The organism is Streptomyces sp. NPDC058674 (assembly GCF_042716505.1).
Taxonomy (GTDB): Bacteria; Actinomycetota; Actinomycetes; order Streptomycetales; family Streptomycetaceae; genus Streptomyces.
On record NZ_JBHXSC010000033.1, the window covers coordinates 1 to 22,800 of the forward strand.

18 protein-coding genes are annotated in these 22,800 nt (G+C 72.7%); 7 read left to right on the forward strand and 11 right to left on the reverse strand.

Annotated features, from left to right (window positions below):
• Positions 1-201: 201 nt before the first annotated feature.
• The 3 genes from ACFWU6_RS18530 to ACFWU6_RS18540 form a co-directional block, all read right to left on the reverse strand.
• On the reverse strand, positions 202-795 hold the full coding sequence (locus ACFWU6_RS18530; RefSeq protein ID WP_383803785.1) for a TetR family transcriptional regulator: 594 nt from the start codon (positions 793-795) through the stop codon (positions 202-204).
• Between the two features lie 21 nt (positions 796-816).
• Entirely contained in the window at positions 817-1,854 is a 1,038-nt protein-coding gene (locus ACFWU6_RS18535; protein ID WP_383981942.1) for an aldo/keto reductase, read from the reverse strand.
• A gap of 351 nt (positions 1,855-2,205) precedes the next feature.
• The gene (locus tag ACFWU6_RS18540; protein WP_383803782.1) at positions 2,206-3,651 is read right to left on the reverse strand and encodes an MFS transporter; all 1,446 of its coding nucleotides are present in this window, start codon (positions 3,649-3,651) and stop codon (positions 2,206-2,208) included.
• A 34-nt stretch (positions 3,652-3,685) separates the two neighbouring features.
• Here ACFWU6_RS18540 and dusB point away from each other — a divergent pair, with 34 nt between their 5' ends.
• The 3 genes from dusB to ACFWU6_RS18555 all read left to right on the forward strand — a co-directional run bounded on the left by dusB (position 3,686) and on the right by ACFWU6_RS18555 (position 9,326).
• Entirely contained in the window at positions 3,686-4,846 is a 1,161-nt protein-coding gene (dusB, locus tag ACFWU6_RS18545; RefSeq protein WP_383803780.1) for a tRNA dihydrouridine synthase DusB, read from the forward strand.
• Between the two features lie 375 nt (positions 4,847-5,221).
• The gene (gene ppdK / locus ACFWU6_RS18550; RefSeq protein WP_383803778.1) at positions 5,222-7,930 is read left to right on the forward strand and encodes a pyruvate, phosphate dikinase; all 2,709 of its coding nucleotides are present in this window, start codon (positions 5,222-5,224) and stop codon (positions 7,928-7,930) included.
• 385 nt (positions 7,931-8,315) lie between these two features.
• Entirely contained in the window at positions 8,316-9,326 is a 1,011-nt protein-coding gene (locus ACFWU6_RS18555; RefSeq protein WP_383803776.1) for a helix-turn-helix domain-containing protein, read from the forward strand.
• A 127-nt stretch (positions 9,327-9,453) separates the two neighbouring features.
• Here ACFWU6_RS18555 and ACFWU6_RS18560 read toward each other — a convergent pair whose 3' ends face one another.
• Positions 9,454-10,614 carry an alkaline phosphatase PhoX gene (locus tag ACFWU6_RS18560; RefSeq protein WP_383981944.1) on the reverse strand — a complete coding sequence of 387 codons (1,161 nt, stop codon included), beginning with the start codon at positions 10,612-10,614 and terminating at the stop codon, positions 9,454-9,456.
• Positions 10,615-11,019: 405 nt separating this feature from the next.
• Between ACFWU6_RS18560 and ACFWU6_RS18565 the strand changes: the two genes are divergently transcribed.
• On the forward strand, positions 11,020-11,427 hold the full coding sequence (locus ACFWU6_RS18565) for a VOC family protein (RefSeq protein ID WP_383803772.1): 408 nt from the start codon (positions 11,020-11,022) through the stop codon (positions 11,425-11,427).
• Between the two features lie 9 nt (positions 11,428-11,436).
• On the opposite strand, the gene nirD is transcribed toward ACFWU6_RS18565, so the two are convergent.
• Genes nirD through ACFWU6_RS18580 form a run of 3 tightly spaced genes read right to left on the reverse strand, consistent with a single transcriptional unit; the run spans position 11,437 to position 15,993 of the window.
• Complete coding sequence (gene nirD / locus ACFWU6_RS18570) at positions 11,437-11,769, reverse strand: nitrite reductase small subunit NirD (protein ID WP_383803770.1); 333 nt, start codon at positions 11,767-11,769, stop codon at positions 11,437-11,439.
• Positions 11,766-14,297 carry a nitrite reductase large subunit NirB gene (nirB, locus tag ACFWU6_RS18575; protein ID WP_383981946.1) on the reverse strand — a complete coding sequence of 844 codons (2,532 nt, stop codon included), beginning with the start codon at positions 14,295-14,297 and terminating at the stop codon, positions 11,766-11,768. Before nirB ends, nirD begins: the two co-directional genes overlap by 4 nt.
• 1 nt (position 14,298) lies before the next feature.
• On the reverse strand, positions 14,299-15,993 hold the full coding sequence (locus ACFWU6_RS18580) for an FAD-dependent oxidoreductase (protein WP_383981948.1): 1,695 nt from the start codon (positions 15,991-15,993) through the stop codon (positions 14,299-14,301).
• Positions 15,994-16,150: 157 nt separating this feature from the next.
• On the opposite strand from ACFWU6_RS18580, the gene ACFWU6_RS18585 reads away from it, so the two are divergent.
• Entirely contained in the window at positions 16,151-16,381 is a 231-nt protein-coding gene (locus ACFWU6_RS18585) for a hypothetical protein (RefSeq protein ID WP_383981950.1), read from the forward strand.
• Positions 16,382-16,417: 36 nt separating this feature from the next.
• A complete protein-coding gene (locus ACFWU6_RS18590; RefSeq protein ID WP_383981952.1) occupies positions 16,418-17,194 on the forward strand; it encodes a sulfite exporter TauE/SafE family protein in 777 nt (258 codons plus the stop codon).
• 6 nt (positions 17,195-17,200) lie between these two features.
• Here ACFWU6_RS18590 and ACFWU6_RS18595 read toward each other — a convergent pair whose 3' ends face one another.
• On the reverse strand, positions 17,201-17,839 hold the full coding sequence (locus ACFWU6_RS18595; protein WP_383982009.1) for a class F sortase: 639 nt from the start codon (positions 17,837-17,839) through the stop codon (positions 17,201-17,203).
• Between the two features lie 277 nt (positions 17,840-18,116).
• Positions 18,117-18,659, reverse strand: coding sequence for a hypothetical protein (locus ACFWU6_RS18600; RefSeq protein WP_383981954.1), 543 nt, complete (start codon positions 18,657-18,659; stop codon positions 18,117-18,119).
• A gap of 354 nt (positions 18,660-19,013) precedes the next feature.
• On the opposite strand from ACFWU6_RS18600, the gene ACFWU6_RS18605 reads away from it, so the two are divergent.
• On the forward strand, positions 19,014-19,481 hold the full coding sequence (locus tag ACFWU6_RS18605; RefSeq protein ID WP_383981956.1) for a gamma-glutamylcyclotransferase family protein: 468 nt from the start codon (positions 19,014-19,016) through the stop codon (positions 19,479-19,481).
• Between the two features lie 79 nt (positions 19,482-19,560).
• Here ACFWU6_RS18605 and dnaG read toward each other — a convergent pair whose 3' ends face one another.
• Positions 19,561-21,471: a DNA primase gene (gene dnaG, locus ACFWU6_RS18610; RefSeq protein WP_383981958.1), complete on the reverse strand. Its 1,911-nt coding sequence runs from the start codon at positions 21,469-21,471 to the stop codon at positions 19,561-19,563.
• A 34-nt stretch (positions 21,472-21,505) separates the two neighbouring features.
• A complete protein-coding gene (locus tag ACFWU6_RS18615) occupies positions 21,506-22,780 on the reverse strand; it encodes an NAD(P)/FAD-dependent oxidoreductase (protein ID WP_383981960.1) in 1,275 nt (424 codons plus the stop codon).
• Between the last annotated feature and the right edge of the window lie 20 nt (positions 22,781-22,800).

Below are 22,800 nucleotides of genomic sequence, written 5' to 3' on the forward strand. Positions count from 1 at the left end.
TCCGTGTGGTGAGTTCCTAGACAGCTCCCACCACACCGGAGGTCTTCGTCATGTTCAAGACCTGCCGAGTGTCAACAACGCTCGTGATCAATACAGCTAGGCCCTGTCCGCAGGGTGCAAGAAAGCCCGTGGCCCGGTGTGCACTGTGCGCACCGGGCCACGGGCCTTTCGCGCGTGTGCGTCAGGCCGACCGGTCCCCGGTCAGGCGCGCAGGCCCCGCACGACCAGGGCGGTGACCGCCTCGAACTCCGCGGTGATCGTCGGTGAGAGCCAGTCGGCCGCGTACTGCGGATCGTGGAAGCGGCCGGTGGCGTCGAAGACGGCGCGGGCCGCGGCCGGCACGTCGTCGGCGGCGAGCGAGCCGGCCGTGACGCCCTCGGCGATGATCCTGGCCAGCTGCTCGATCAGTTCGGTCAGGTGCGTGTCCACCACCCCGCTGTTCTCGGCGAGCAGCACGGTGTAGGTGGCGAACAGTTCCGGGTCGTCACCCGCCTTGTGGCGCTTGGCCTCGAAGAGCGCCTCCAGCCAGGCCTCCAGCTTGGAGGGGGCCGTCCCCGCCGGAGCCGAGGCGATCTTCTCCAGCATCACCGCGCTCCTGGTGAGCCAGCGCTCGGTCACCGCCTCGCGCAGCGCCGCCTTCGAGGGGAAGTGCCGGTACACGCTGCCGTGGCTGACGCCCAGGGCGCGGGCCACGTCCACCACGGTCGCCTTGGTGGGGCCGAAGCGGCGCAGCACCTCCTCGGTGGTTTCGAGGATGCGCTCGGGTGTCAGGGGCTCGGCAGCAGCGGGAGACATGGGTAGGACCGTACCGTCCCCTCAGTGTTCGCTGTCGAGGTGGGCCATCTGCGCGGCCGGGTACCGCTCGCCGGCGGCGGCGCCCTCGGGGACGGCCTCCTCGATCGCGGCCAGGTCGGCGGCGCTCAGCACGAGGTCCACGGCACCCAGTGCCTCGGTGAGCCGGTCCCGGCGCCGGGCGCCCACCAGCGGCACGATGTCCTCGCCGCGCGAGAGCACCCAGGCGATGGCGGTCTGGGCGACGGTCATCCCCCTGCCCTCCGCCACCTTGCGCAGTGCGTCGACCAGGTCGAGGTTCCGGTCGAGGTTTCCGCCCTGGAAGCGGGGGCTCATGCCGCGGAAGTCTCCCGGTGCCAGCATGCGGTCGCGGCCGAAGTGGCCGCTGATCAGGCCGCGGGACAGCACTCCGTACGCCGTGATGCCGACGCCGAGCTCGCGCGCGGTCGGCAGGATGTCCTGCTCGATCCCGCGGGATATCAGCGAGTACTCGATCTGGAGGTCCGATATCGGCGCCACGGCCGCGGCCCGGCGCAGGGTGTCGGCGCCGACCTCGGAGAGCCCGATGTGCCGGACGTGCCCGGCCTCGACGGCCTCGGCGATGGCCCCCACGGTCTCCTCGATCGGCACGTCGGGATCGACCCGGGCGATCCGGTAGATGTCGATGTGGTCCCGGCCGAGCCGCTGGAGCGAATAGGCGAGGAAGTTCCTGACGGCCTCGGGCCGGCCGTCATAGCCGGCGAAGCCGCCCTCGACCGTGCGCAGGGCGCCGAACTTGACGCTGGTCAGCGCCTGTTCGCGGGCCGCGGCCGGGGCGGTGCGCAGGGCTTCGTTGATCAGCAGCTCGTTGTGCCCCATGCCGTAGAAGTCCCCGGTGTCGAGCAGGGTGACCCCGGCGTCGAGGGCGGCGTGGACGGTGGCGAGGGACTCGGCGCGGTCGGCCTCTCCGTAGAGGGCCGACATGCCCATGCAGCCGAGGCCGAGCGGGAAGACGGCGGGCCCGGTGGAGCCGAGCCGGCGGCGGGTGGAGCGGGCGGCGGTGGACGTCTCGTTCGTGGTCATGGCAGAAGAATGGCATGACGAGTGACAGATTTCAATATCTGTCACTCGTCAGCGTGACGCGGCGGCTGGAGCGGTGGGAACGGTGGGAAGCCCGAACGACCTGGAGGGTGCGGCCTCGCCGAACGCCGCCGCGACCCGGCCGACCGCCGCCGCCACGGCGTGGCCCTCACCCCCGCCGGATCCGCCGTCCGGCGCAGGACGAACGCGGCCCTCGACGCGGTGGAGCAGGGGCTCTCCGCGGGACTGTCCCAGGCCGACCGGACGACGCTGCGCACCCTGCCGGCCCGGATCGACACCCGCGCGGTCGCGTGCGACGGCCAGGAGGGATGGCCCCGGTACCGGGGTCCGGCCTCAGGGGCGGGCGTCCGCCGGGGCCGGCGCCGACGCCGCGGGATCCAGGGTGCGGGCCGTGCGCTCCGCCGTGGCGCGGGCCCAGGGGCCGCTCGTCGCCGCGCCCACCACCAGGACCACCAGCCCGCAGACCGTGATGATCCACCAGGCCGGCCCGGTCGCCTCGGCGAAGTCCGAACCGTCCGCCATTCCGGAGGCCAGGACCGAGCCGATCACCGCCACGCCCAGGGTGCTGCCGGTCTGCCGGCTGGTGGAGGCGATGGCGGCGGCCACGCCCGCCTGCGAGCGCGGCATCCCGGACACCGCCGTGTTCGTCACCGGCGCGTTGACCATGCCGAAGCCGAGCCCGAAGAGCATGTACCCGATGAAGAGCAGCGGCGTCGAGGTCTCCGCCTGGAACACCGCGAAGAGCAGCCCGCTCGCCCCCATGGTCACCCCCGCCACCAGCAGCGGGAGCCGCGGCCCGCGGGCCGCGACCAGTCGGCCCGAGACCGGCGCGAAGAGGAAGGTCAGCGCGGCCATCGGCAGCATGTAGAGGCCCGCGTCCAGCGCGTCCAGCCCCCGCACGTCCTGGAGGTACAGGGTGTTCAGGAACAGGAAGCCGGCGAGTCCGGCGAAGGCGCTGACCGCGATCACGGTCGCCCCCGTGAAGGGCGCGCTCCGGAAGAACCGGAAGTCGATCAGGGGCTCCTCCCGCCGGGGCTCGTAGACCAGCAGCCCCACCAGCGCCACGACGGTGACCACGGCGCAGCCCACGATCAGCGGAGAGCGCCAGCCGATGGCCGGCGCCTCGATGATCCCGTACGTCAGGCTTCCGAGCAGCGCCATGACGAGCACCTGGCCCACCGGGTCCGGACGGCGCGGGCGGGCTGCCCGGGACTCGGGGATGTGGCGCAGGGTCAGTACGAGGGCGGCCAGGCCGATCGGCAGGTTGAGCCAGAAGATGGAGCGCCAGCCGACGGAGTCGACCAGTACGCCGCCGATCAGCGGGCCGGCCGCCATGGAGACGCCGGCGACGGCGCCCCAGACGCCGATGGCCCGGGCCCGCTCGGCGGGCTCGGTGAAGGTGTTGGTGATGATCGACATCGCCACCGGGTTGAGCATCGCGCCGCCGACCGCCTGCACCATCCGGTACGCGATGAGCCAGTCGAGGCTGGGAGCCAGCGAGCACAGCAGCGATCCGAGGGTGAAGAGGACGAGCCCCGCGACGAACACCTTGCGGCGCCCGATCCGGTCGGCCGTGGAGCCCGCGAGCATCAGCAGGGAGGCCAGGACCAGCGTGTACGCGTCGATGCTCCACTGCAGCCCCGCGACCGAGGCGTCCAGATCGCGGCGCATCGAGGGCAGGGCGACGTTGAGCACGGTGTTGTCGAGGCTGACGATCAGCAGGCTCATGCAGCAGATCGCCAGGACGAGCGTGCGCTGCCGGGGACTCGACTCGATCATGCCGCCGATGGTACGTCCGCCCCACCGCCCCGGCATGCGGGACAATGGGCGGATGACCACGCTTCCTCCGCCGCTCGCGATCGGCCCGTACACCGTGCAGCCGCCCGTGGTGCTCGCGCCCATGGCCGGCATCACCAATGCCCCGTTCCGCACCCTCTGCCGGGAGTTCTCGGGCGGCAAGGGGCTGTTCGTGAGCGAGATGATCACGACCCGCGCCCTGGTCGAGCGCAACGAGAAGACCATGCAGCTGATCCACTTCGACGCGAGCGAGAAGCCGCGCTCGATCCAGCTCTACGGGGTCGACCCCGTCACGGTCGGCAAGGCGGTCCGCATGATCGTCGAAGAGGACCGTGCGGACCACATCGACCTCAACTTCGGCTGCCCGGTCCCCAAGGTCACCCGCAAGGGCGGCGGCTCGGCGCTCCCGTACAAGCGGAACCTCCTGCGCGCGATCCTGCGCGAGGCCGTCGCGGGCGCCGGCGGCCTGCCGGTGACCATGAAGATGCGCAAGGGCATCAACGACGACCACCTCACCTACCTCGACGCCGGCCGGATCGCCGTCGAGGAGGGGGTCACCGCCATCGCCCTGCACGGACGGACCACCGCCCAGCACTACGGCGGAACCGCCGACTGGGACGCCATCGCGCGGCTCAAGGAGCACGTGCCGGAGATCCCGGTGCTCGGCAACGGGGACATCTGGTGCGCCGAGGACGCCCTGCGCATGGTCCGCGAGACCGGCTGTGACGGCGTCGTCGTCGGACGCGGCTGCCTGGGCCGCCCGTGGCTCTTCAACGACCTGGTCGCGGCCTTCGAGGGGCGCCCCGAGGACTTCCACAAGCCCACGCTGCGCGAGGTCGCGGCGGCCATGCACCGCCACGCGCAGCTGCTGGGGGAGTGGATCGGCGACGAGGCGCGCGGGGTGATCGACTTCCGTAAGCACGTGGCCTGGTACCTGAAGGGCTTCGCGGTCGGCTCCGAGATGCGCCAGAAGATGGCGGTGACCTCCTCCCTCGCCGAGCTGGACGCTCATCTGAGCGAGCTGGACCTGGACCAGGCGTGGCCCGAGAGCGCGGACGGCCCGCGCGGCCGGACGTCGGGAAACAACCGAGTTGTCCTGCCCGAGGGCTGGCTGAACGATCCCTACGACTGCGCGGGCGTGGGTGAGGAAGCCGAAGGGGACACGTCCGGAGGCTGAACCGACCTGGCAAAGCGTGCCATCGGCGGCGTGACATACGCCACGCATGGGTGGCCTTGCGCTCACATGAGCATAGAAACTCCGGATAAGACTTTCAAAGGGTGGCACTGGGTGCCACCCTTTGTGTGTTCAAGAGTTGAACGCAAAGGTATCGATGATCGCTCATCCGAGCCGAGACAGGCCGCAGGGGTCACGTCGGCCTTCGGGATGTGAAGGCTCTAGGGAGGTCTTGGCTACCGATGAGTTACTTTCGATGTCCTGGCGCACGAGTGGTTACAGCCGTATGACCGCCAAGTGGACGTACCCATAAGCCTTCGATCTGGGTATGTTCCTGGCCGTCAGGGCAGCCACCGAGTCCTCGAGGAGTCGAGACCCGTGTCGGAAAACAAAGATCAGAAGCTCGTCTACGACTTCACCGAGGGCAACCGCGACCTCAAGGACCTTCTCGGCGGCAAGGGTGCCAACCTCGCCGAGATGACCAACCTTGGCCTCCCGGTCCCCCCCGGCTTCACCATCACCACCGAGGCGTGCAAGGTCTACCTCGAGAGCGGCACGGCCCCGGCCGCGCTGCGCGACGAGGTCAGCGCGCACCTCCTCGCCCTCGAGGCGAAGATGGGCAAGAAGCTCGGCCAGTCGGACGACCCGCTGCTGGTCTCCGTGCGCTCCGGCGCCAAGTTCTCGATGCCGGGCATGATGGACACGGTCCTCAACATCGGCCTCTCCGACGAGTCCGTGGCCGGTCTGGCCGCGCAGTCCGGGGACGAGCGGTTCGCGTGGGACTCCTACCGCCGCCTGATCCAGATGTTCGGCAAGACCGTCCTCGGCGTCGACGGCGAGCTCTTCGAGGAAGCCCTCGAGGAGGCCAAGGCCGCCAAGAAGGTCACCGTCGACACCGACCTCGACGCCGCCGACCTGAAGAAGCTGGTCAAGCACTTCAAGAAGATCGTGGCGAAGGAAGCCGGCCGCGAGTTCCCGCTGGACGCCCGCGAGCAGATGGACCTCGCCGTCGAAGCGGTCTTCAACTCCTGGAACACCGACCGCGCCAAGCTCTACCGCCGCCAGGAGCGCATCCCCGGCGACCTGGGCACCGCCGTCAACATCTGCTCCATGGTCTTCGGCAACCTCGGCCCGGACTCGGGCACCGGCGTCGCCTTCACCCGCGACCCCGCCAGCGGGCACCAGGGCGTCTACGGCGACTACCTGCAGAACGCGCAGGGCGAGGACGTCGTCGCCGGCATCCGCAACACCGTGCCGCTCGCCGACCTCGAGACCATCGACAAGGCCTCGTACGACCAGCTCATGACGATCATGGAGACGCTGGAGACCCACTACAAGGATCTCTGCGACATCGAGTTCACCATCGAGCGCGGCCAGCTGTGGATGCTCCAGACGCGTGTCGGCAAGCGCACCGCCGGCGCCGCCTTCCGCATCGCCACCCAGCTGGTGGACCAGGGCCTGATCGACGAGGCCGAGGCCCTGCAGCGCGTCAACGGCGCCCAGCTCGCCCAGCTGATGTTCCCCCGCTTCGACGAGGCCGCCAAGACGACGCTGCTCGGGCGCGGCATCGCCGCCTCCCCGGGCGCGGCCGTCGGCAAGGCCGTCTTCGACTCCTACACGGCCGTCAAGTGGTCCCGCTCCGGCGAGAAGGTCATCCTGATCCGCCGCGAGACCAACCCCGACGACCTCGACGGCATGATCGCCTCCGAGGGCATCCTGACCTCGCGCGGCGGCAAGACCTCGCACGCCGCGGTCGTCGCCCGCGGCATGGGCAAGACCTGTGTCTGCGGCGCCGAGGAGCTCGACGTCGACACCAAGCGCCGCCGCATGACGGTCGGCGACACGGTCATCGAAGAGGGCGACGTCGTCTCCATCGACGGCTCCACCGGCAAGGTCTACCTCGGTGAGGTACCCGTCGTACCCTCCCCGGTCGTCGAGTACTTCGAGGGCCGCATGCACGCCGGCGCCGACGACGCCGACGAGCTGGTCGCCGCCGTCCACCGGATCATGGCCTACGCGGACCGCGTGCGCCGGCTGCGGGTGCGCGCCAACGCCGACAACGCCGAGGACGCGCTGCGCGCCCGCCGCTTCGGCGCCCAGGGCATCGGCCTGTGCCGCACCGAGCACATGTTCCTCGGCGAGCGCCGCGAACTGGTCGAGCGACTGATCCTCGCGGACACCGACAGCGAGCGCGAAGCGGCACTCAGTGCCCTGCTGCCGCTCCAGAAGAAGGACTTCGTCGAGCTGTTCGAGGCGATGGACGGCCTGCCCGTCACCGTCCGCCTGCTCGACCCGCCGCTGCACGAGTTCCTGCCCGACATCACCGAGCTGTCGGTGCGCGTCGCCCTCGCCGAGTCCCGCAAGGACGCCAACGAGAACGACCTGCGCCTGCTCCAGGCCGTGCACAAGCTGCACGAGCAGAACCCGATGCTGGGTCTGCGCGGTGTCCGCCTCGGCCTGGTCATCCCCGGTCTGTTCGCCATGCAGGTCCGGGCGATCGCCGAGGCCGCGGCCGAGCGCAAGAACGCCAAGGGCGACCCGCGCGCCGAGATCATGGTCCCGCTCGTGGGCACCGTCCAGGAGCTGGAGATCGTCCGCGACGAGGCCGACCAGGTCATCGCCGAGGTCGAGGCCGCCACCGGCACCAGCCTCAAGCTGACCATCGGCACGATGATCGAGCTGCCGCGCGCCGCGCTCACCGCGGGCCAGATCGCCGAGGCCGCGCAGTTCTTCTCCTTCGGCACCAACGACCTGACCCAGACGGTGTGGGGATTCTCCCGCGACGACGTGGAGGCCAGCTTCTTCACGGCCTACCTGGAGAAGGGCATCTTCGGCGTCTCGCCCTTCGAGACCATCGACAAGGAGGGCGTGGGCGCGCTGGTCCGCAGCGCCGTCGAGGCCGGCCGGGCCACCCGCCCCGACCTCAAGCTCGGCGTCTGCGGCGAGCACGGCGGCGACCCCGAGTCCGTCCACTTCTTCCACGAGGTGGGTCTCGACTACGTCTCCTGCTCGCCCTTCCGGATTCCGGTGGCGCGCCTTGAGGCCGGTCGAGCGGCCGCCGAATCGAAGGGCAGCGACAGCCGCTGACCCCCCGGCCCGAGAAGGGCCCAACCGACTGCGCCTGCCCCCGGGTTCCCTGACGCCCCGGGGCGGGCGCATCTTTTTTTCGCTGTTCAACAAATCTTTACGGCAGCAGGCGGTGGACGGATCCCCACCCGTCCACCGCCGCTGTCATTCTGCCGGGCACGTCGGCGCTTCCCGTTGCGACCGACCGCCAGGCCCCGCAAAGCCCCCCACGGCCTTCACGGAGCGTTTCGGTCGCATCGGAGTGTGCCCGGCGGAGTACAGGATTTCGGTTGTCACGCCTCCGCCGAAAGGGGTTTCAACTGTGGCTGAAAGGGCGTGGTGACAACGTGTGACGGCGTGCATACTCATGGGGCGGGGGGATTGCGGTTGCACAGGTGGGGGTTCGGTGCTGCGTATCCATTTCACTGGAGTGGACCTGGCACGCGTACGGATGGCAGGGCGTCCCGATGCGTTGTGGGAAACGATTCTCAGCTTTCACCGCTTAAGGGACCGGCGCGATGCCCGGCTCTTCGGTGAATGGCGGACGGAAACCCGGAGCAGGTTGAATAGTGAAACACGCATGCTCGGCATGCTCATACCGAGTCGCGGGTATTTCCCCGATTTCCTCACCCCCGTCGAGGGGCAGTACGGGTGGGACGTCGGGCTCGACGCCCTGCGCGGCATACGCCCCGAGCGGATACGGCGCGAGCTCCTGCTGCTGGGCGCGGGCACGACCGCCGGCTCGGTGGTGGCCGCGCGGCTGAGGGAGTTCATGGAGGGCGGCACCAAGCACCTGCCGCGGCTGATGGGCGAGCTGCGCGGCTACCACCGCGCGGCCGTGGAGCCCTACTGGTCGCACATCCAGGCCCAGATCGAGGCGGAGCGGGCCGCCCGCGGCCGGGCGCTGCTGGACGGGGGCGCGGACGAGCTGCTGGCCTCCCTGCCGCCCATGCTGCGGTGGCGGGCCCCGGTCCTGGAGTGCGACTACCCCGTCGACCGCGACGTGCGGCTGCGCGGGCGGGGGCTGCTGCTCCAGCCGTCCTTCTTCTGCCGGCGCACCGCCGTGACGCTGCACGACCCGGAGCTGCCCCCGGTGCTGGTCTACCCGGCCGCGGCGCAGCTCGCCTCGGCGCCCGCCGGAGGGGAGTCGGCCCGGCCCGTGGAGGAGCAGCGCCAGCGCACCCTGGGCAAGCTCGTCGGGCACACCCGCTCGGTGGTCCTGCGGGCCATAGGGGACGGTGCGACCACCAGCGAGCTGGCCCGCCGGGCCGGGGTCTCGCTGGCCTCCGCGAGCCAGCACGCCTGCGTGATGCGGGAGGCGGGGCTGGTGACCACCCTGCGGCACGGGAACGCGGTGCTGCACACGGTGACCCCGCTGGGCGCCGCCCTGCTCAAGGGCGGAGCCGTCGCGTCGTGAACTCCGGGACCGGTCCCGCCGGGGCCGTGCCGGCCGGGACCGGTCCCGCCCGGGCCGTGCCGGCCGGGACGGTCCCGCCCGGCCGCGCCGCCCCCGGCCCGCGGGACCGGGGCGGCGCGGTGCGGGGCTAGACGCGGAAGGGGCCCGTGACCTCGTACGTGACGCCCGCCGACGAGCTGCCGCTCGTACCGCGCTGGCTGCTGAAGTACAGCCGGGTGCCGTCGGGCGAGAAGGCCGGGCCGGTGATCTCCGAGGAGGACTGGCCGGTGATCCGCAGGAACGGGGCGACGACGTCGTCCGGGGTGATCACGCAGACCTCCATGTTCCCGCCGTCCTCGGCCACGTACAGGTCGCCGTACGAGGAGCCGGTGACGTTGTCCACGCCGGTCAGCGGGGCCGCCCCGCCGGGGACCAGGGAGTCGTCGTAGGCCAGCTCGTAGGTGCCGGCGGCGAGGTTCAGCTGCCAGACCCTGTTGTCGCCCTTGGTGGTGAACCACACGGTGTCGTTGGCGTAGTGGCAGCCCTCGCCGCCGTTGAACCTCTTCGCGCCCGACACCTGGCTGCGGGTGGCGGTCGGGGAGCCGTCCCGGTCCGGGACGTTGGCCCAGGTGAAGGAGCCGGAGGTGGCGGTGGAGGCCTTGAGGACCTGGAGGGTGCCGGCCGAGAGGTTCCCCCAGGTGGTCGGGACGAACCGGTAGAAGCAGCCGTCGCTCTCGTCCTCCGTCAGGTAGATGACCCGGCGGACCGGGTCGGCGGCCGCCGCCTCGTGCTTGAACTGGCCCATCGCGGGCCGCTGGACGGCCGCGTTCACCCCGTACGGGTCCGTCTCGTAGACGTAGCCGCGGCTGACCTCCTCACAGGACAGCCAGGTGTTCCACGGGGTCTTGCCGCCCGCGCAGTTCTGCCGGGTGTTCGCGAGGATGCGGTAGGCGCCGGTGATCGTGCCGGTCGGGCCGAACTTCACCGCGCTCGCGCCGCCGCCCGGGTTGATCTCCGAGTTCGACACGTAGATCCAGCCCGAGCCGTCCGCGAAGCAGGCGCCGCCGTCGGGCGCGCTGTGCCACTTGTACGTCGTGGAGCCGACGTTCTGGCCCGACCGGGCGATCACCCGGCTGGTGAAGCCCGCGGGCAGCTGGATGCCGTTCGCGTCGGCCGCGCCGAGCGCCCCGTACGGGCCGGCGCCGGGCTGGGCGGGAGCCGCGTAGGCGGCCCCGTGCATGAGGGTGCCGCCGAAGGCGGCGGCCGACGAGCCGATGACGGCGCCGCGCAGGAAGGTACGACGTTCCACGGTCACTCCTGTGGGAGGAAGGCCCCGGGCCCGGTCGGGCGCGGGGTCGCACGCGTCGAGGAACCTAGGAGCACTGAGTTGACGTGACGTCAATTCCTTATGACGCGGGAGCGACCGGCTCGGGGTCAATAGCCGTGCACCCTTCCTCGAGGCGGCCTCCACGGCCCCTCCGGAGGGATTTCAGGCCACCGGGCGACCGGTTCCGCGAAGGGGCGGCCCGTCGTGGGACGTCCTCCCCGACGACCCCACGTGTGGCTCCGTACCCCTCTGACCTGTGGCTCGTCGCCCGTCCGGAGGAACTTCCAGGAATGTTGACGGGCAGCGATGAGTTTTGCGGCGCCCCCTGGTCTACCCCTTGAACGCGCCGCACCGTGCGGGCCGCACCCCGAGGGAAGAGGGACCGAGATGTCCGACACCATGATCTTCGTCAACCTGCCGGTCAAGGACCTGGACGCCACCAAGGCTTTCTGGAGCAAGCTCGGCTACGCCTTCAACGCGCAGTTCAGCGACGAGAACTGCGCCTCCATGGTGATCAGCGACACGATCGTCGCGATGTTCCTGACCGAGGCCCGCTACAAGGACTTCACCCACAAGGAGATCGCGGACGCCACCCGGACCTCCGAGGTGCTGGTGTGCCTCAGCGCCGAGAGCCGCACCAAGGTCGACGAGCTCGTCGACGGGGCCCTCGGCGCCGGCGCCACCGAGCCCCGCCCGGCCCAGGACCACGGCTTCATGTACGGCCGTGCCTTCGACGACCTCGACGGCCACACCTGGGAGATCATGTGGATGGACCCGGCGGCGGTCCAGGGCTGAGCCCGGCCCTCAGGAGGTCGCGGCGGTCCGCACCGGATACGTCCGGACCGCCACCTCCTCGTCGTCCAGGCAGTGCCCCGACTCCAGGTCGAAACGCTGCTTCAGCAGCGGCGAGGCCACGAAGGGCCGTCCCGCCGCCCGCCCGACCAGCCCCCGCGAGAGCACGTGCGCACCGGTGAAGGGGTCCTGGTTGCCGATGGCGTACGGGCGCCCCGCGCGGTCGAGGAACACCGCGGCCTGGCTCCCGTCGGGCAGCAGGGCCGCGACCCCCCGCCCGGGGACGAGCGCGGACAGGTCGCACACCGCCAGCCATCCCTGCTCCAGCTCCAGTTCCACGGTCATCGGGTGCCTCCCAGCGGCTGCAGGGTCAGGACGGCCAGGTCGGGCTTGACCTGGTCGCGTTCGGGGACGAACCGCACGGTGGGGTCGGGCGCCCCGGGTGCGTTGACGAAGGACACGAACCGGCTCAGCCGCTCCGGGTCCGACAGGGTCTCGGCCCACTCGTCGCGGTAGTGCGCGACGTGGTCGGCCATCAGGGACTCCAGTTCGGCGCACAGCCCGAGCGAGTCGTGCACGATCACGTCCCGCAGGTGGTCCAGGCCGCCCTCCAGCCGCTCCAGCCAGGTGGAGGTCCGCTCCAGCCGGTCCGCGGTGCGGATGTAGAACATCAGGAACCGGTCGATGAGGCGGACCAGCTCGGCGTCGGACAGGTCCTGCGCGATGAGGTCCGCGTGGCGCGGGGTGGCCCCGCCGTTGCCGCCGACGTACAGGTTCCAGCCGCTCGCCGTGGCGATCACCCCGAAGTCCTTGCTCTGCGCCTCCGCGCACTCGCGGGCGCACCCGGAGACCGCCGACTTCAGCTTGTGCGGGGCGCGCAGGCCGCGGTAGCGCAGCTCCAGGTCGATGGCCATCCGGACGCTGTCCTGGACCCCGTACCGGCACCAGGTCTGCCCGACACAGGACTTCACCGTCCGCAGGGCCTTCCCGTACGCGTGGCCGGACTCGAATCCGGCGTCGACGAGGCGGGCCCAGATCTGCGGCAGCTGGTCCACGCTCGCGCCGAACAGGTCGATCCGCTGGCCGCCGGTGATCTTCGTGTAGAGCCCGAAGTCACGGGCCACCTCACCGATCACGATCAGCTTGTCGGGGGTGATCTCACCGCCCGGGATGCGGGGGACGACCGAGTACGAGCCGTTGCGCTGCAGGTTGGCGAGGAAGTGGTCGTTGGTGTCCTGGAGGGCGGCCTGCTCCCCGTCGAGCACGTAGCCGCTCGCTCCGAGCGTCGGGGCGAGCGAGGCGATGATGGACCCGACGGTCGGCTTGCATACCTCGCAGCCGTCGCCGCCGCGCGCCTCGGGGCGCCCGTGGCCGTCCAGCAGCTGCCCGTACGAGGTCAGCCGCCGGGTGCGGACGATCTCGTAGAGCTCGGTACGGGTGTGCGGGAAGCAGCCGCACAGCCCCTTGTCGGCGGCGGGGGGCAGCAGCTGCCCGATCACCTTGAGGCAGCTTCCGCAGCCGGTGCCCGCCTTGGTGCACTTCTTGACCTCGGGCACGGTGGCACAGGCCGCGATGGCCTTCTTGGTGACGTTGTGGCAGGAGCAGATCACCGCGTGGTCGGGGAGCGCGGACGGGCCGAGCGCGACGGGCGCGCCGAGGCCGGCGGGCAGGACCAGCTGCTCCGGGGCGACGGGCGGCACGCTGCCGGTGAGCGGGCGCAGCAGGCCGTACGAGTCGGCGTCGCCGACCAGGACCCCGCCGAGCAGCACCCCGTCGGGGGAGACCACCAGCTTCTTGTAGACCCCGGAGCGGGAGTCGGACCAGACCACGTCGAGGCTGTCGGGGGTGGCGCCGTGCGCGTCGCCGAAGGAGGCCACGTCCACGCCGAGGAGCTTCAGCTTGGTGGAGAGGTCGGCTCCGGTGAACTGCTTCTCCCGGCCCAGGAGGTCGTCGGCGGCCGTCTCGGCCATCTCGTAGCCGGGGGCGACCAGGCCGTAGACGCGGCCGTCCACCGCGAGGGCGCACTCGCCGATGGCGTAGACGTGCGGGTCGGAGGTGCGGCAGCGGGCGTCGACCGCGATGCCGCCGCGCTCGCCGACGTCCAGGCCGGCGTCGCGGGCCAGCTGGTCGCGGGGGCGCACGCCGGCGGAGAAGACGACGAGCTCGGTGTCGACGCGGGAGCCGTCGGAGAGCAGCATGCCGCTGACCCTGCCGTCCTCACCGGTCAGCACCTCCTGGGTGCCGACGCCGGTGTGGACGGTGAGGCCCATGGACTCGATGGTCCGCAGCAGGGCCGCGCCACCGCCCTCGTCGACCTGTACAGGCATCAGGCGCGGGGCGAACTCGACGATGCGGGCGGTGAGCCCGAGGCCCTGCAGGGCGCCGGCCGCCTCCAGCCCGAGGAGGCCGCCGCCGACGACCGCGCCGTGGGTGCGGGTCTTGGCGTACTCCTCGATCGCGAGGAGGTCCTCGATGGTGCGGTAGACGAAGCAGCCGGGGGCGTCCTTGCCGGGGACGGGCGGCACGAAGGGGTAGCTGCCGGTGGCGAGGACCAGGACGTCGTACGGGAAGACGCGGCCGGAGCGGGCCGTGACGGTACGGGCGGCCCGGTCGACCGCCTCGGCGGGGTCGTCGAGGTGCAGGGCGATGCCGTGCTGCTCCATGAAGCCGGAGGGCGTCATGGACAGGTCCTCGGGGGTGCTGCCGGAGAAGTACGAGGTGAGGTGCACCCGGTCGTAGGCGGGCCGGGGCTCCTCGCAGAGCACGGTGATCCGATGGGTGGCGGTGGCGCCGCGCTCGGCGAGCGCCTCCAGGTAGCGCTGGCCGACCATGCCGTGCCCGATGAGCACGAGGTGGGGCAGGGGCTCGGTCATGTCAGTGGCCTCCGTCATCGGTGAGCAGGCGGAACAGGTCGGCGGGGTCGTGCAGGGGCTCGCCGCCCTCCCAGCCGCGGGCGAGGGCGCCCACGCTGGAGAGCTCGCCGAGCAGGACCCCGCCGACGAGGCGGTCGCCGCGGACGACGACCTGCCGGTAGGTGCGGCGGGTGGCGTCCGCGAGGCGGATCACGTCGTCGCCGGGGAGCGGGGTGGTCTCGCCGAAGGCGGCGAGGTCGAGGGTGCGGTGGCCGGCTCCGCCGAGGGTGAGGCGGGTCAGGGCCCGGGTGCCGGTGTAGGCGGCCCCGCGGCCGGGACCTGCGCCGGTGGGGTGGGTGGGGTCGTGCGGGTCGGTGGGGTCGTGCGGGTCGGTGGGGCCTGTGGGGCCGTGCGCCGCGTCGGTGGGGCAGGGCGGGTCGGTGGGTCCGTGCGGGTCGGGCGCTTCGGTGGGGGGCCGGGGCCCGGTGGGAGCGGTGCCCGGGGCGACCGCGACCGCGACCCCGGCGCCGGTGGCGGAGGTCGTGGCGGAGCCGGGGAGGACCGGGGCTCCGGTGGCCGTGCCGGTGGTGGAACCGGCGAGCGCCGGGGTGCCGGAGCGGTCGGCGGCGGAGCCGTCCGGGGCCGGTTCCAGCAGGACCGCGGCCAGGACGTCGGCCTGCTCCAGGGCGGCCCCCGCCAGGCCGTAGACCCGTCCGGCGTGCTCGGCGCAGTCGCCGATGGCGTGGATGCGGGGGTCGCTGGTGCGCAGCCGGTCGTCGACGACGACGCCCGTGCGGACGTCGAGCCCGGCGGCCACGGCGAGCCCGGTGCGGGGCCGTACGCCGCAGGCCAGGACGACGAGGTCGGCCTCCAGCCGGTAGCCGTCGGCGAGCTCGACCCCGGTGACCCGGCGCGTCCCCGCCCCGCTCGTCCCCCACGGCCGGGCGGGGGTCCCCGCCCGGCCCCGCGTCCCGCCCGCCGCGGCAGGGGCCCAAGTGCGGGCCCGCGCTGCGGCCGCCGCGGGGGAGGCGTCGTGCGGCCCCCGCGGCGGGCCCGGGACCGGGGATGCGGTGGTGGTCAGGCCGCGGACCCGGCACTCCGTGTGGATCTCCACGCCGAGGGTGGTCAGGTGCGCGTGGAGCAGCGCCGAGGCGTCCGCGTCCAGCTGCCGTTCCATCAGGCGCTCGGACTGCTGGGCCAGGACCACCTGCGCCCCCCGGGCGGCCAGCGCCCGGGCCGCCGAGACACCCAGCAGGCCGCCGCCGATCACCACCACCCGGACACCCGGCCCCGCGGCCGCCGACAGGGCCACGCAGTCGTCCATGGTGCGGAAGGGGTGGACCCCCTCCGGGAGTTCCCGGCCCTCCGGCTCGAACAGGCCGCGCAGCGGCGGCAGGACCGGGTTCGAGCCCGTGGCAAGGACCAGGGTGTCGTACCGCTCCACGCTGCCGTCGTCGCAGTGCACGGCCCGCTCCGCGCGGTCGATCCGGACCGCCCGGACGCCCCGCCGCAGCGCCGGTCCGGGCGCCGGGAGGGCCGCCACCTCCGGTGCGTACCGGCCGGCGAGGATCTCGGCGAGCAGCACCCGGTTGTACGGGACGTGCGACTCCTCGCCGAGCACGGTCACCGTCACGGCCGCGCCCCGGCCCATCCGCTGCGCCAGCCGCAGGCCCGCGAGGCCGCCGCCGATCACCACCACACGCTGCTCCGAGGTCATGCCATGAGCGTGCGGGGCCGCTGTTTCCCCGCCGCATCGCCGTTGTTACCCGGGCGGAACGCCCACCTCAGCGCCGGGGTTAAGGGGCGGTGAGGCGTTTCTCAAGGCGGCCTTAAGGAGCGTCCGCGGCGTCGTCCGGGCACTTAGCGTGACCCGTATGCGAGATGCGGTGGTGCGGGTCAGGGGCGGGATGCTGGGCGGGGCGGGGGTCGTGACCCTGCTCTGGGCCGTGCAGGTGCGTCCCTCGGCCCGGCCCGACGCCCTCTTCGCCACGGCCGCCCACCTGACCGGCCTGCTCGCCGGGTACGGGGTGCTGGTGCTGCTGTTCCTGATGGCCCGGGTGCCCGCCCGGCAAAGCTCAACCTTCGCGCAAGTTTCCGGCGATTGATGGCCTCTGCATCCACTTGCTCCATAAGGTCGTCAGGTGCCTGACATATCGATGACCGTGTTCATCATGCTGTGCGTGGCCGCCGCGGCGGCCGGCTGGGTCGACGCGGTGGTGGGCGGCGGCGGCCTGCTCCTCCTGCCCGCCCTGCTCCTCGGCCTGCCGAACGCCCACCCCGCCACCGTGCTCGCCACCAACAAGGCGGTGGCCATCGTGGGCACCACGGGCGCCGCGGTGACGTACGTGCGCAAGGCCCCGGTGAACACCAAGCTCGCCGTCCGCATCGGACTGGCGGCGCTCGCCGGCTCGATGGGCGGGGCCCTCCTGGCCGACGGCATCGACAAGGACGCCATGCGTCCCCTGATCATGGCGGCCCTCGTGGTCGTCGCCGGCGTGGTGGTCTTCAAGCCGGGCTTCGGTGCCGCGCCGTCCACCGCGCCGGTCTCCCGGCAGCGAATCCTGCTCGCCATCGGCCTCGCCGGCCTCGGCATCGGCTTCTACGACGGCCTCATCGGCCCCGGCACCGGCACCTTCCTGGTCCTGGCCCTGACCGTGCTGCTCCACCTCGACCTGGTCTCCGCCTCCGCCACCGCCAAGATCGTCAATGTGTGCACGAACGCCGGGGCGCTCGCCATGTTCGCCTACCAGGGCCGGGTGCTGTGGCAGCTGGCGGCGCTGATGGCGGTGTTCAACCTGGCGGGAGGCATGATCGGCGCGAACATGGCGCTCAAGAAGGGCAGTGCCTTCGTCCGCTGGGTGCTGCTCACGGTGGTCGGCGCGCTGCTGGTCAGGCTGGGCTACGAGCAGTGGGGCTAGGGCAGTTCAGTACGTGCCGGTGAGGTGGGCGAAGACGACGACGTTGCCCCGGTAGCCCGTCCGCGGCGAGAAGCCGCCCCCGCAGGTGATCACCCGGAGCTCGGCGCGCCGCGAGGGGCCGTACACGACGGAGTCGGGGAAGGCGTTGGCGTCGTAGACCTCGACCGCGTGGACGGTGAACACCGCCGTACGGCCGTCCGCGCGCGGGACCTCGATGGCGGCTCCCCGGCGCAGCGCGCCCAGGTGGTAGAAGACCGCCGGGCCGACCGCGTCGTCCACGTGGCCCGCGATCACGGCGGTCCCGGTGGCGCCCGGAGTGGTGCCGTCGCGGTACCACCCGGCCAGGTCCCGCCGGGCGGGCGGGGGCACTTCGAGGCTGCCGCCGAGCTGCAGGCCGAGCCCGACGAGGGGTGCGTCGACCCGGATGGACGGGATGCGGACCCGCCGCGGCGGGGAGCCGGGGAGCGGGGCGATGCCGGGCCCCGGCGCAGTGGCGGCGCTCAGCGCCTCGGTGGGGGAGGGCAGCGGCGGGCCGATCGGCTCGCGGGAACCGCTGGTGACGAGCCAGATGCCGATGCAGGCGGCGAGGGCGACGAGTCCGCCGTGCCGGGCGGTGGGGGTGCGGCCGCCCCGGGCGTGGGCCAGGCCCCGGCCCGGCGCGCGGGCGGTGCGGCCCGGTGCCGGTGCGCCCGTCGTGACGGACGCGGTGGCGGGCCAGGGCTGCCGGTCCGGGGCCTGCCGGTGCGGGGCCTGGCGGGCCGGGCCGCGCGGGGCGCCTCCGACGTCGCCACCCATGCGTACCCCCTCGGCTTCCGGTTAGGGACTGGCCGTCGCCCGGCCCCGCGAACGGGGGGACCTCGCGGGACGGGCGACGGGGGGACGGTACCGGTCGGACCGCGGCCGGAGCCGCGGTGGGCGTCCGTCAGCTCCGCGTGCCGCTCGCCCGGCGACGCAGGAGCCAGGTACCGCCGACGGCGGCCGCGGCCAGTACGGCCGCTCCCGCCGCGAACGTGGCGGGGTCGGTGGTGGCGGTCGTGCCACCGCCCACCCCGGTGTGGACGGGACCCTGCGGACCGCGTTCGGTGACCGTCAGGTCGCCGGTGGCGAACTTGCCGTTCGCGCAGGTCGCGCCGATGCCGTACGTGCCGGGCTCGGTGCCGCGGGCGACCTGGAACTGCCCCACGACCACCTCCTTGTGGGTGCCCGGGACGAGCTTGAAGCGGCCCCCGCCGACCGTGCTGGCATCGCCCTCGGCGTGGCTGCCGCTGCCGCACGCCGTGGTGTTCACGGTGACGGTCGCGCCGGAGGCCGCGGACTTGGGCCACACCTCCAGGGCGGCGAAGTCGCCGGGGGCGAAGCCCGACATGCCGAGGTCCGCGGCGGCGAACGCACCGGCGACCGGGCCGGTGAACGCGGCTGCGGTCAGCGCGGTGGCGGTCAGCGCGTGGGCGGTACGTCGACGCATGGGAACTCTCCTGTAGACACGGGGCCGTGGTTCCGAGATAACCCCGCCCGCCCCGGGACCGCCTGCTGATGTCCCGTCAGGTGACCTCCCGCGCCCCCTGCCCGCATCCCGTCCGTGCAGGTCAGAGGGGCCGTTGCGGCCAATGGGGGCAGGCGCGCCGTCCGGGTGACGCACACCGGCGCGGGCGTGCGTACGGTGGGGTCGCGCGGGCGAAGTCGGGACGCCCGGCCCGGCCCGCGAACCAGCCGGCCCGACCGACGAGCCGGCCCGACCGACGTGTCGCCACAACCAACCCGACCGACGCGCCGCATAACCAACCCGACCGACGCGTCGCCACAACCAAGGAGTGCACCCGTGACATCGGCCGCTCGGCCCCAGGGGCCGGCCGCCCCGCTTCCGTTCTTCGTCTACGGCACCCTTCGCCCGGGGGAGGCCAACCACAGCCTGTTCCTGCGCGGCCGCACCGCCTCGCACGAGCCCGCCCTCCTGCCCGACGCGGCGCTCTACGACGGCCCCGGGTACCCGTACGCCGTCCACCGCGCCGGTTCCTCCGTCGTCGGAGAGCTCATCACCCCCGCGCCCGGCGGGTACGCGGAACTGCTCGCCGACCTGGACCGGCTGGAGGAGTACGAGGGACCGGGCCGCCCGGGGAACCTCTACGACCGGATCGCCCGCGAGGTGCTGCGCCCCGCGGGGCGCCCGGTCCGGGCCTGGGTCTACCTGGCCTCCCCGCTCCTCGCCCGCGACCTGTGCGCGTCGGGGACGGAGATAACGGGCGGCGACTGGCTCGGCCGCCGGGGGCGTCCCGGCGCGGAGGCGTGAGCGTGCGGGGCGCGAGCGTGCGTGCGGGGCGTGAGCGTGCGGGCGTGACGTGAGCGTGCGGGCGTGAGGGGAGTACGGGCTACAGGCCCTCGGCGCCGCGGTTGCGCAGCCGCCGGCCGTACTGCTGGAGAACCCACAGCTCCTCCTGGACCGCGGCCAGCTGCTCCGGCGGGGCCTGCGGGCCCAGCCGGGCCAGGGTGCCCTGGATCTCGTGGACCCGGCGGTCCACGGCGCGCAGCCGCACCTGCACCAGCTGGACGCCGGCGTAGATCTCGTCGACCGTCTTCGCGTGGATCGCCTCGACCGCGAGCTCCGTGACGAGGGCCCGCACGGAGTCGTTCGGGGCGGCCTCGCGGACCCGGGCCAGGTAGTCGTCCGTCCCGAGCGAGGCGCCGCCCGCGTCCAGGATGGCCTGGCGGACGGCCGCGTACGGCGGGGCGGTGAACTCGTCCATCCCGTACGCGTCGAAGGCGGGGGAGACCAGGGCGGGACGCTGGAGGGCCAGCTTCAGCAGCTCGCGCTCGGTGCGGTGGGCGGGACTGCGCAGGTTCAGCGCGGGCCCGCCGGACGGCCGTTCGGCGGGCGCGGGGGCGGCGTCGTAGGAGGGGCGCCCGCCCCCGCCGCGGCCTTGCTGCTGCGGCTGGTTGCCGCGCTCCCGGGCCCAGCGGGCCAGCTGCGCGACCCGCTTGACGACGAACTGCTCGTCGCGGATGCCGAGCATGCCCGCCAGCTGGACCGCCGACTCGTGCTGGATCGCGATGTTCTTGATGTGGGCGACGACCGGCGCCGCCTCGTCGAGGGCGGCCGCCCGCCCCGCCGGGTTCTCCAGGTTGTGCCGGGCCACGATGTGCCGCAGCGCGAACTCGAAGAGGGGGGTGCGGGTGTCCACCAGGGAGGCCACCGCCGCGTCGCCCTGCGCCAGGCGCAGGTCGCAGGGGTCCATGCCGCCGGGGGTGATCGCGATGGAGGTCTCGGCGGCGAACTTCTGATCGTCCTCGAAGGCGCGCAGGGCGGCCTTCTGCCCCGCCGCGTCGCCGTCGAAGGTGAAGATCACCTCGGCGGTGGCGTTGTCCATCAGCAGCCGGCGCAGGATCTTGATGTGGTCCCCGCCGAAGGCGGTGCCGCAGGTGGCGATCGCGGTGGTGACGCCGGCCAGGTGGCAGGCCATGACGTCCGTGTAGCCCTCGACCACGACGGCACGGGAGGTCTTCGCGATCTCCTTCTTCGCCAGGTCGATGCCGTACAGCACCTGGGACTTCTTGTAGATCGCCGTCTCGGGCGTGTTCAGGTACTTCGGGCCGTTGTCGTCTTCGCGGAGCTTGCGGGCGCCGAAGCCGACGACCTCGCCGGTGATGTCGCGGATGGGCCACATCAGGCGGCCCCGGAAGCGGTCGATGGGCTTGCCGCTGCGGCTGTCCTGGGCGAGGCCGGAGGTGATCAGCTCCTTGTCGCTGAAGCCCTTGCCGCGCAGGAAGCGGGTCAGGTGGTCCCAGCCGGCCGGGCTGTAGCCCACGCTGAAGTGCGCGGCCGCGGCCTGGTCGAAGCCGCGCTCCGCCAGGAACTTGCGGCCGATCTCGGCCTCGGGGGAGTCCAGCTGCTCGACGTAGAACAGGGCGGCCGCCTTGTGCGCCTCGACGAGGCGAATGCGCTCGCCGCGGCCGCTGGTGCCGGCGGTGTAGCCGCCCTCCTCGTACCGCAGGGTGATGCCGGCCTGGCCGGCCAGGCGCTCGACCGCCTCCGAGAAGGAGAGGTGGTCGATCTTCATGATGAAGTCGAGGGTGTCCCCGCCGGCCTGGCAACCGAAGCAGTGGTAGAGCCCCTTGCTGGGGCTGACCTGGAAGGACGGGGACTTCTCGTCGTGGAAGGGGCACAGGCCCTTGAGGTTGCCGCCGCCCGCGTTGCGCAGCTGGAGGTATTCGGAGACGACGGCGTCGATCGGGACCGCGTCCCGTACCGCCTTCACGTCGTCGTCGTTGATCCGTCCTGCCACCCGTGAAGTCTACGGCCGGGCGGCGACAAACCTGTCAGGCCCCCTCCGCCGTGACCAGGGACGCGAGCGGAACCGACGGGTCCGCGAGCTTTTCGCGGTCCACCGGGGCCTTTGACCTGATCAGGGCCTGGATGTGCTCGGTGACGTCCCACACGTTCACGTTCATCCCGGCCAGGACGCGGCCGCCGGAGAGCCAGAAGGCGATGAACTCCCGCTTGCCCACGTCGCCGCGGATCAGCACCTGGTCGTAGCCGCCGACCGGCGCGTAGCCCGAGTACTCCAGGCCCACGTCGTACTGGTCGGAGAAGAAGTACGGCACCCGGTCGTAGGCGACGTCCTGCCCCAGCATCGCGCGGGCGGCGGCCGGCCCTCCGTTGAGGGCGTTGGCCCAGTGCTCCACGCGCAGCCGGGTCCCGAGCACCGGATGGTGGGCGGCGGCCACGTCCCCGGCGGCGAAGACGTCCGGGTCGGAGGTCCGCAGGGAGGCGTCCACGGCGATCCCGCCGCCGTGCGCCCGGTCCACCAGGGCGAGCCCCGAGGTCTCCGCGAGCGCCGTCCGGGGCGCCGCGCCGACGGCCGAGAGCACCGCGTGCGCCGGGTGCTCCTCGCCGTCGTCGGTCCGGGCGGCCAGCACCATGCCGTCCTGGCCCACGATCTCGGTCAGCCGCACCCCGAAGTGGAAGCGCACCCCGTGTCCGGCGTGCAGGTCCGCGAAGAGCCGCCCGATCTCCGGGCCGAGGACCGCGTGCAGGGGGGTGGCCTCCGGCTCGACCACGGTGACCTCGGCCCCGTACCCGCGGGCGGCGGCGGCGACCTCCAGGCCGATCCACCCGGCGCCCGCGATCAGCAGGTGGCCGTTGTCCCGGCCCAGCGCGGCCAGCACGCCGCGCAGCCGCTCGGCGTGGGCCAGGCGCCGCAGGTGGTGCACCCCCGCCAGGCCCGTGCCGGGCACGTCGAGGCGGCGCGGCTCGGCGCCGGTGGCCAGCAGCAGCTTGTCGTAGTGCAGCAGGGTGCCGTCGCCCAGGCGCACCGACTTGTTCTCGCGGTCCAGGTGGACCGCCGGCTGCCCGAGGTGCAGCTCGATGTCGGCGCCGGCGTACCAGGACGGCGCGTGCACGAAGACGCTGTCCCGTTCTGCCTTGCCCACCAGGAACCCCTTGGACAGCGGGGGCCGTTCGTACGGTCGGTCGTGCTCGTCGCCGATCAGGATCACCCGGCCCGTGAACCCCTCCGACCTCAGCGTCTCGGCCGCCTTCGCGCCGGCCAGCCCTGCGCCGACGATGATGAACGTCTGGTGTGCGTCGACCACCTGATGCCTCCTCATAACCT

Coding starts and splice junctions, on each gene's coding strand:
- ACFWU6_RS18530 (WP_383803785.1), bottom strand. CDS start 795: ATGTCTCCCGCTGCTGCCGAGCCCCTGACACCCGAGCGCATCCTCGAA.
- ACFWU6_RS18535 (WP_383981942.1), bottom strand. CDS start 1,854: ATGACCACGAACGAGACGTCCACCGCCGCCCGCTCCACCCGCCGCCGG.
- ACFWU6_RS18540 (WP_383803782.1), bottom strand. CDS start 3,651: ATGATCGAGTCGAGTCCCCGGCAGCGCACGCTCGTCCTGGCGATCTGC.
- dusB (WP_383803780.1), top strand. CDS start 3,686: ATGCGGGACAATGGGCGGATGACCACGCTTCCTCCGCCGCTCGCGATC.
- ACFWU6_RS18565 (WP_383803772.1), top strand. CDS start 11,020: ATGTCCGACACCATGATCTTCGTCAACCTGCCGGTCAAGGACCTGGAC.
- nirD (WP_383803770.1), bottom strand. CDS start 11,769: ATGACCGTGGAACTGGAGCTGGAGCAGGGATGGCTGGCGGTGTGCGAC.
- nirB (WP_383981946.1), bottom strand. CDS start 14,297: ATGACCGAGCCCCTGCCCCACCTCGTGCTCATCGGGCACGGCATGGTC.
- ACFWU6_RS18580 (WP_383981948.1), bottom strand. CDS start 15,993: ATGACCTCGGAGCAGCGTGTGGTGGTGATCGGCGGCGGCCTCGCGGGC.
- ACFWU6_RS18585 (WP_383981950.1), top strand. CDS start 16,151: ATGCGAGATGCGGTGGTGCGGGTCAGGGGCGGGATGCTGGGCGGGGCG.
- ACFWU6_RS18600 (WP_383981954.1), bottom strand. CDS start 18,659: ATGCGTCGACGTACCGCCCACGCGCTGACCGCCACCGCGCTGACCGCA.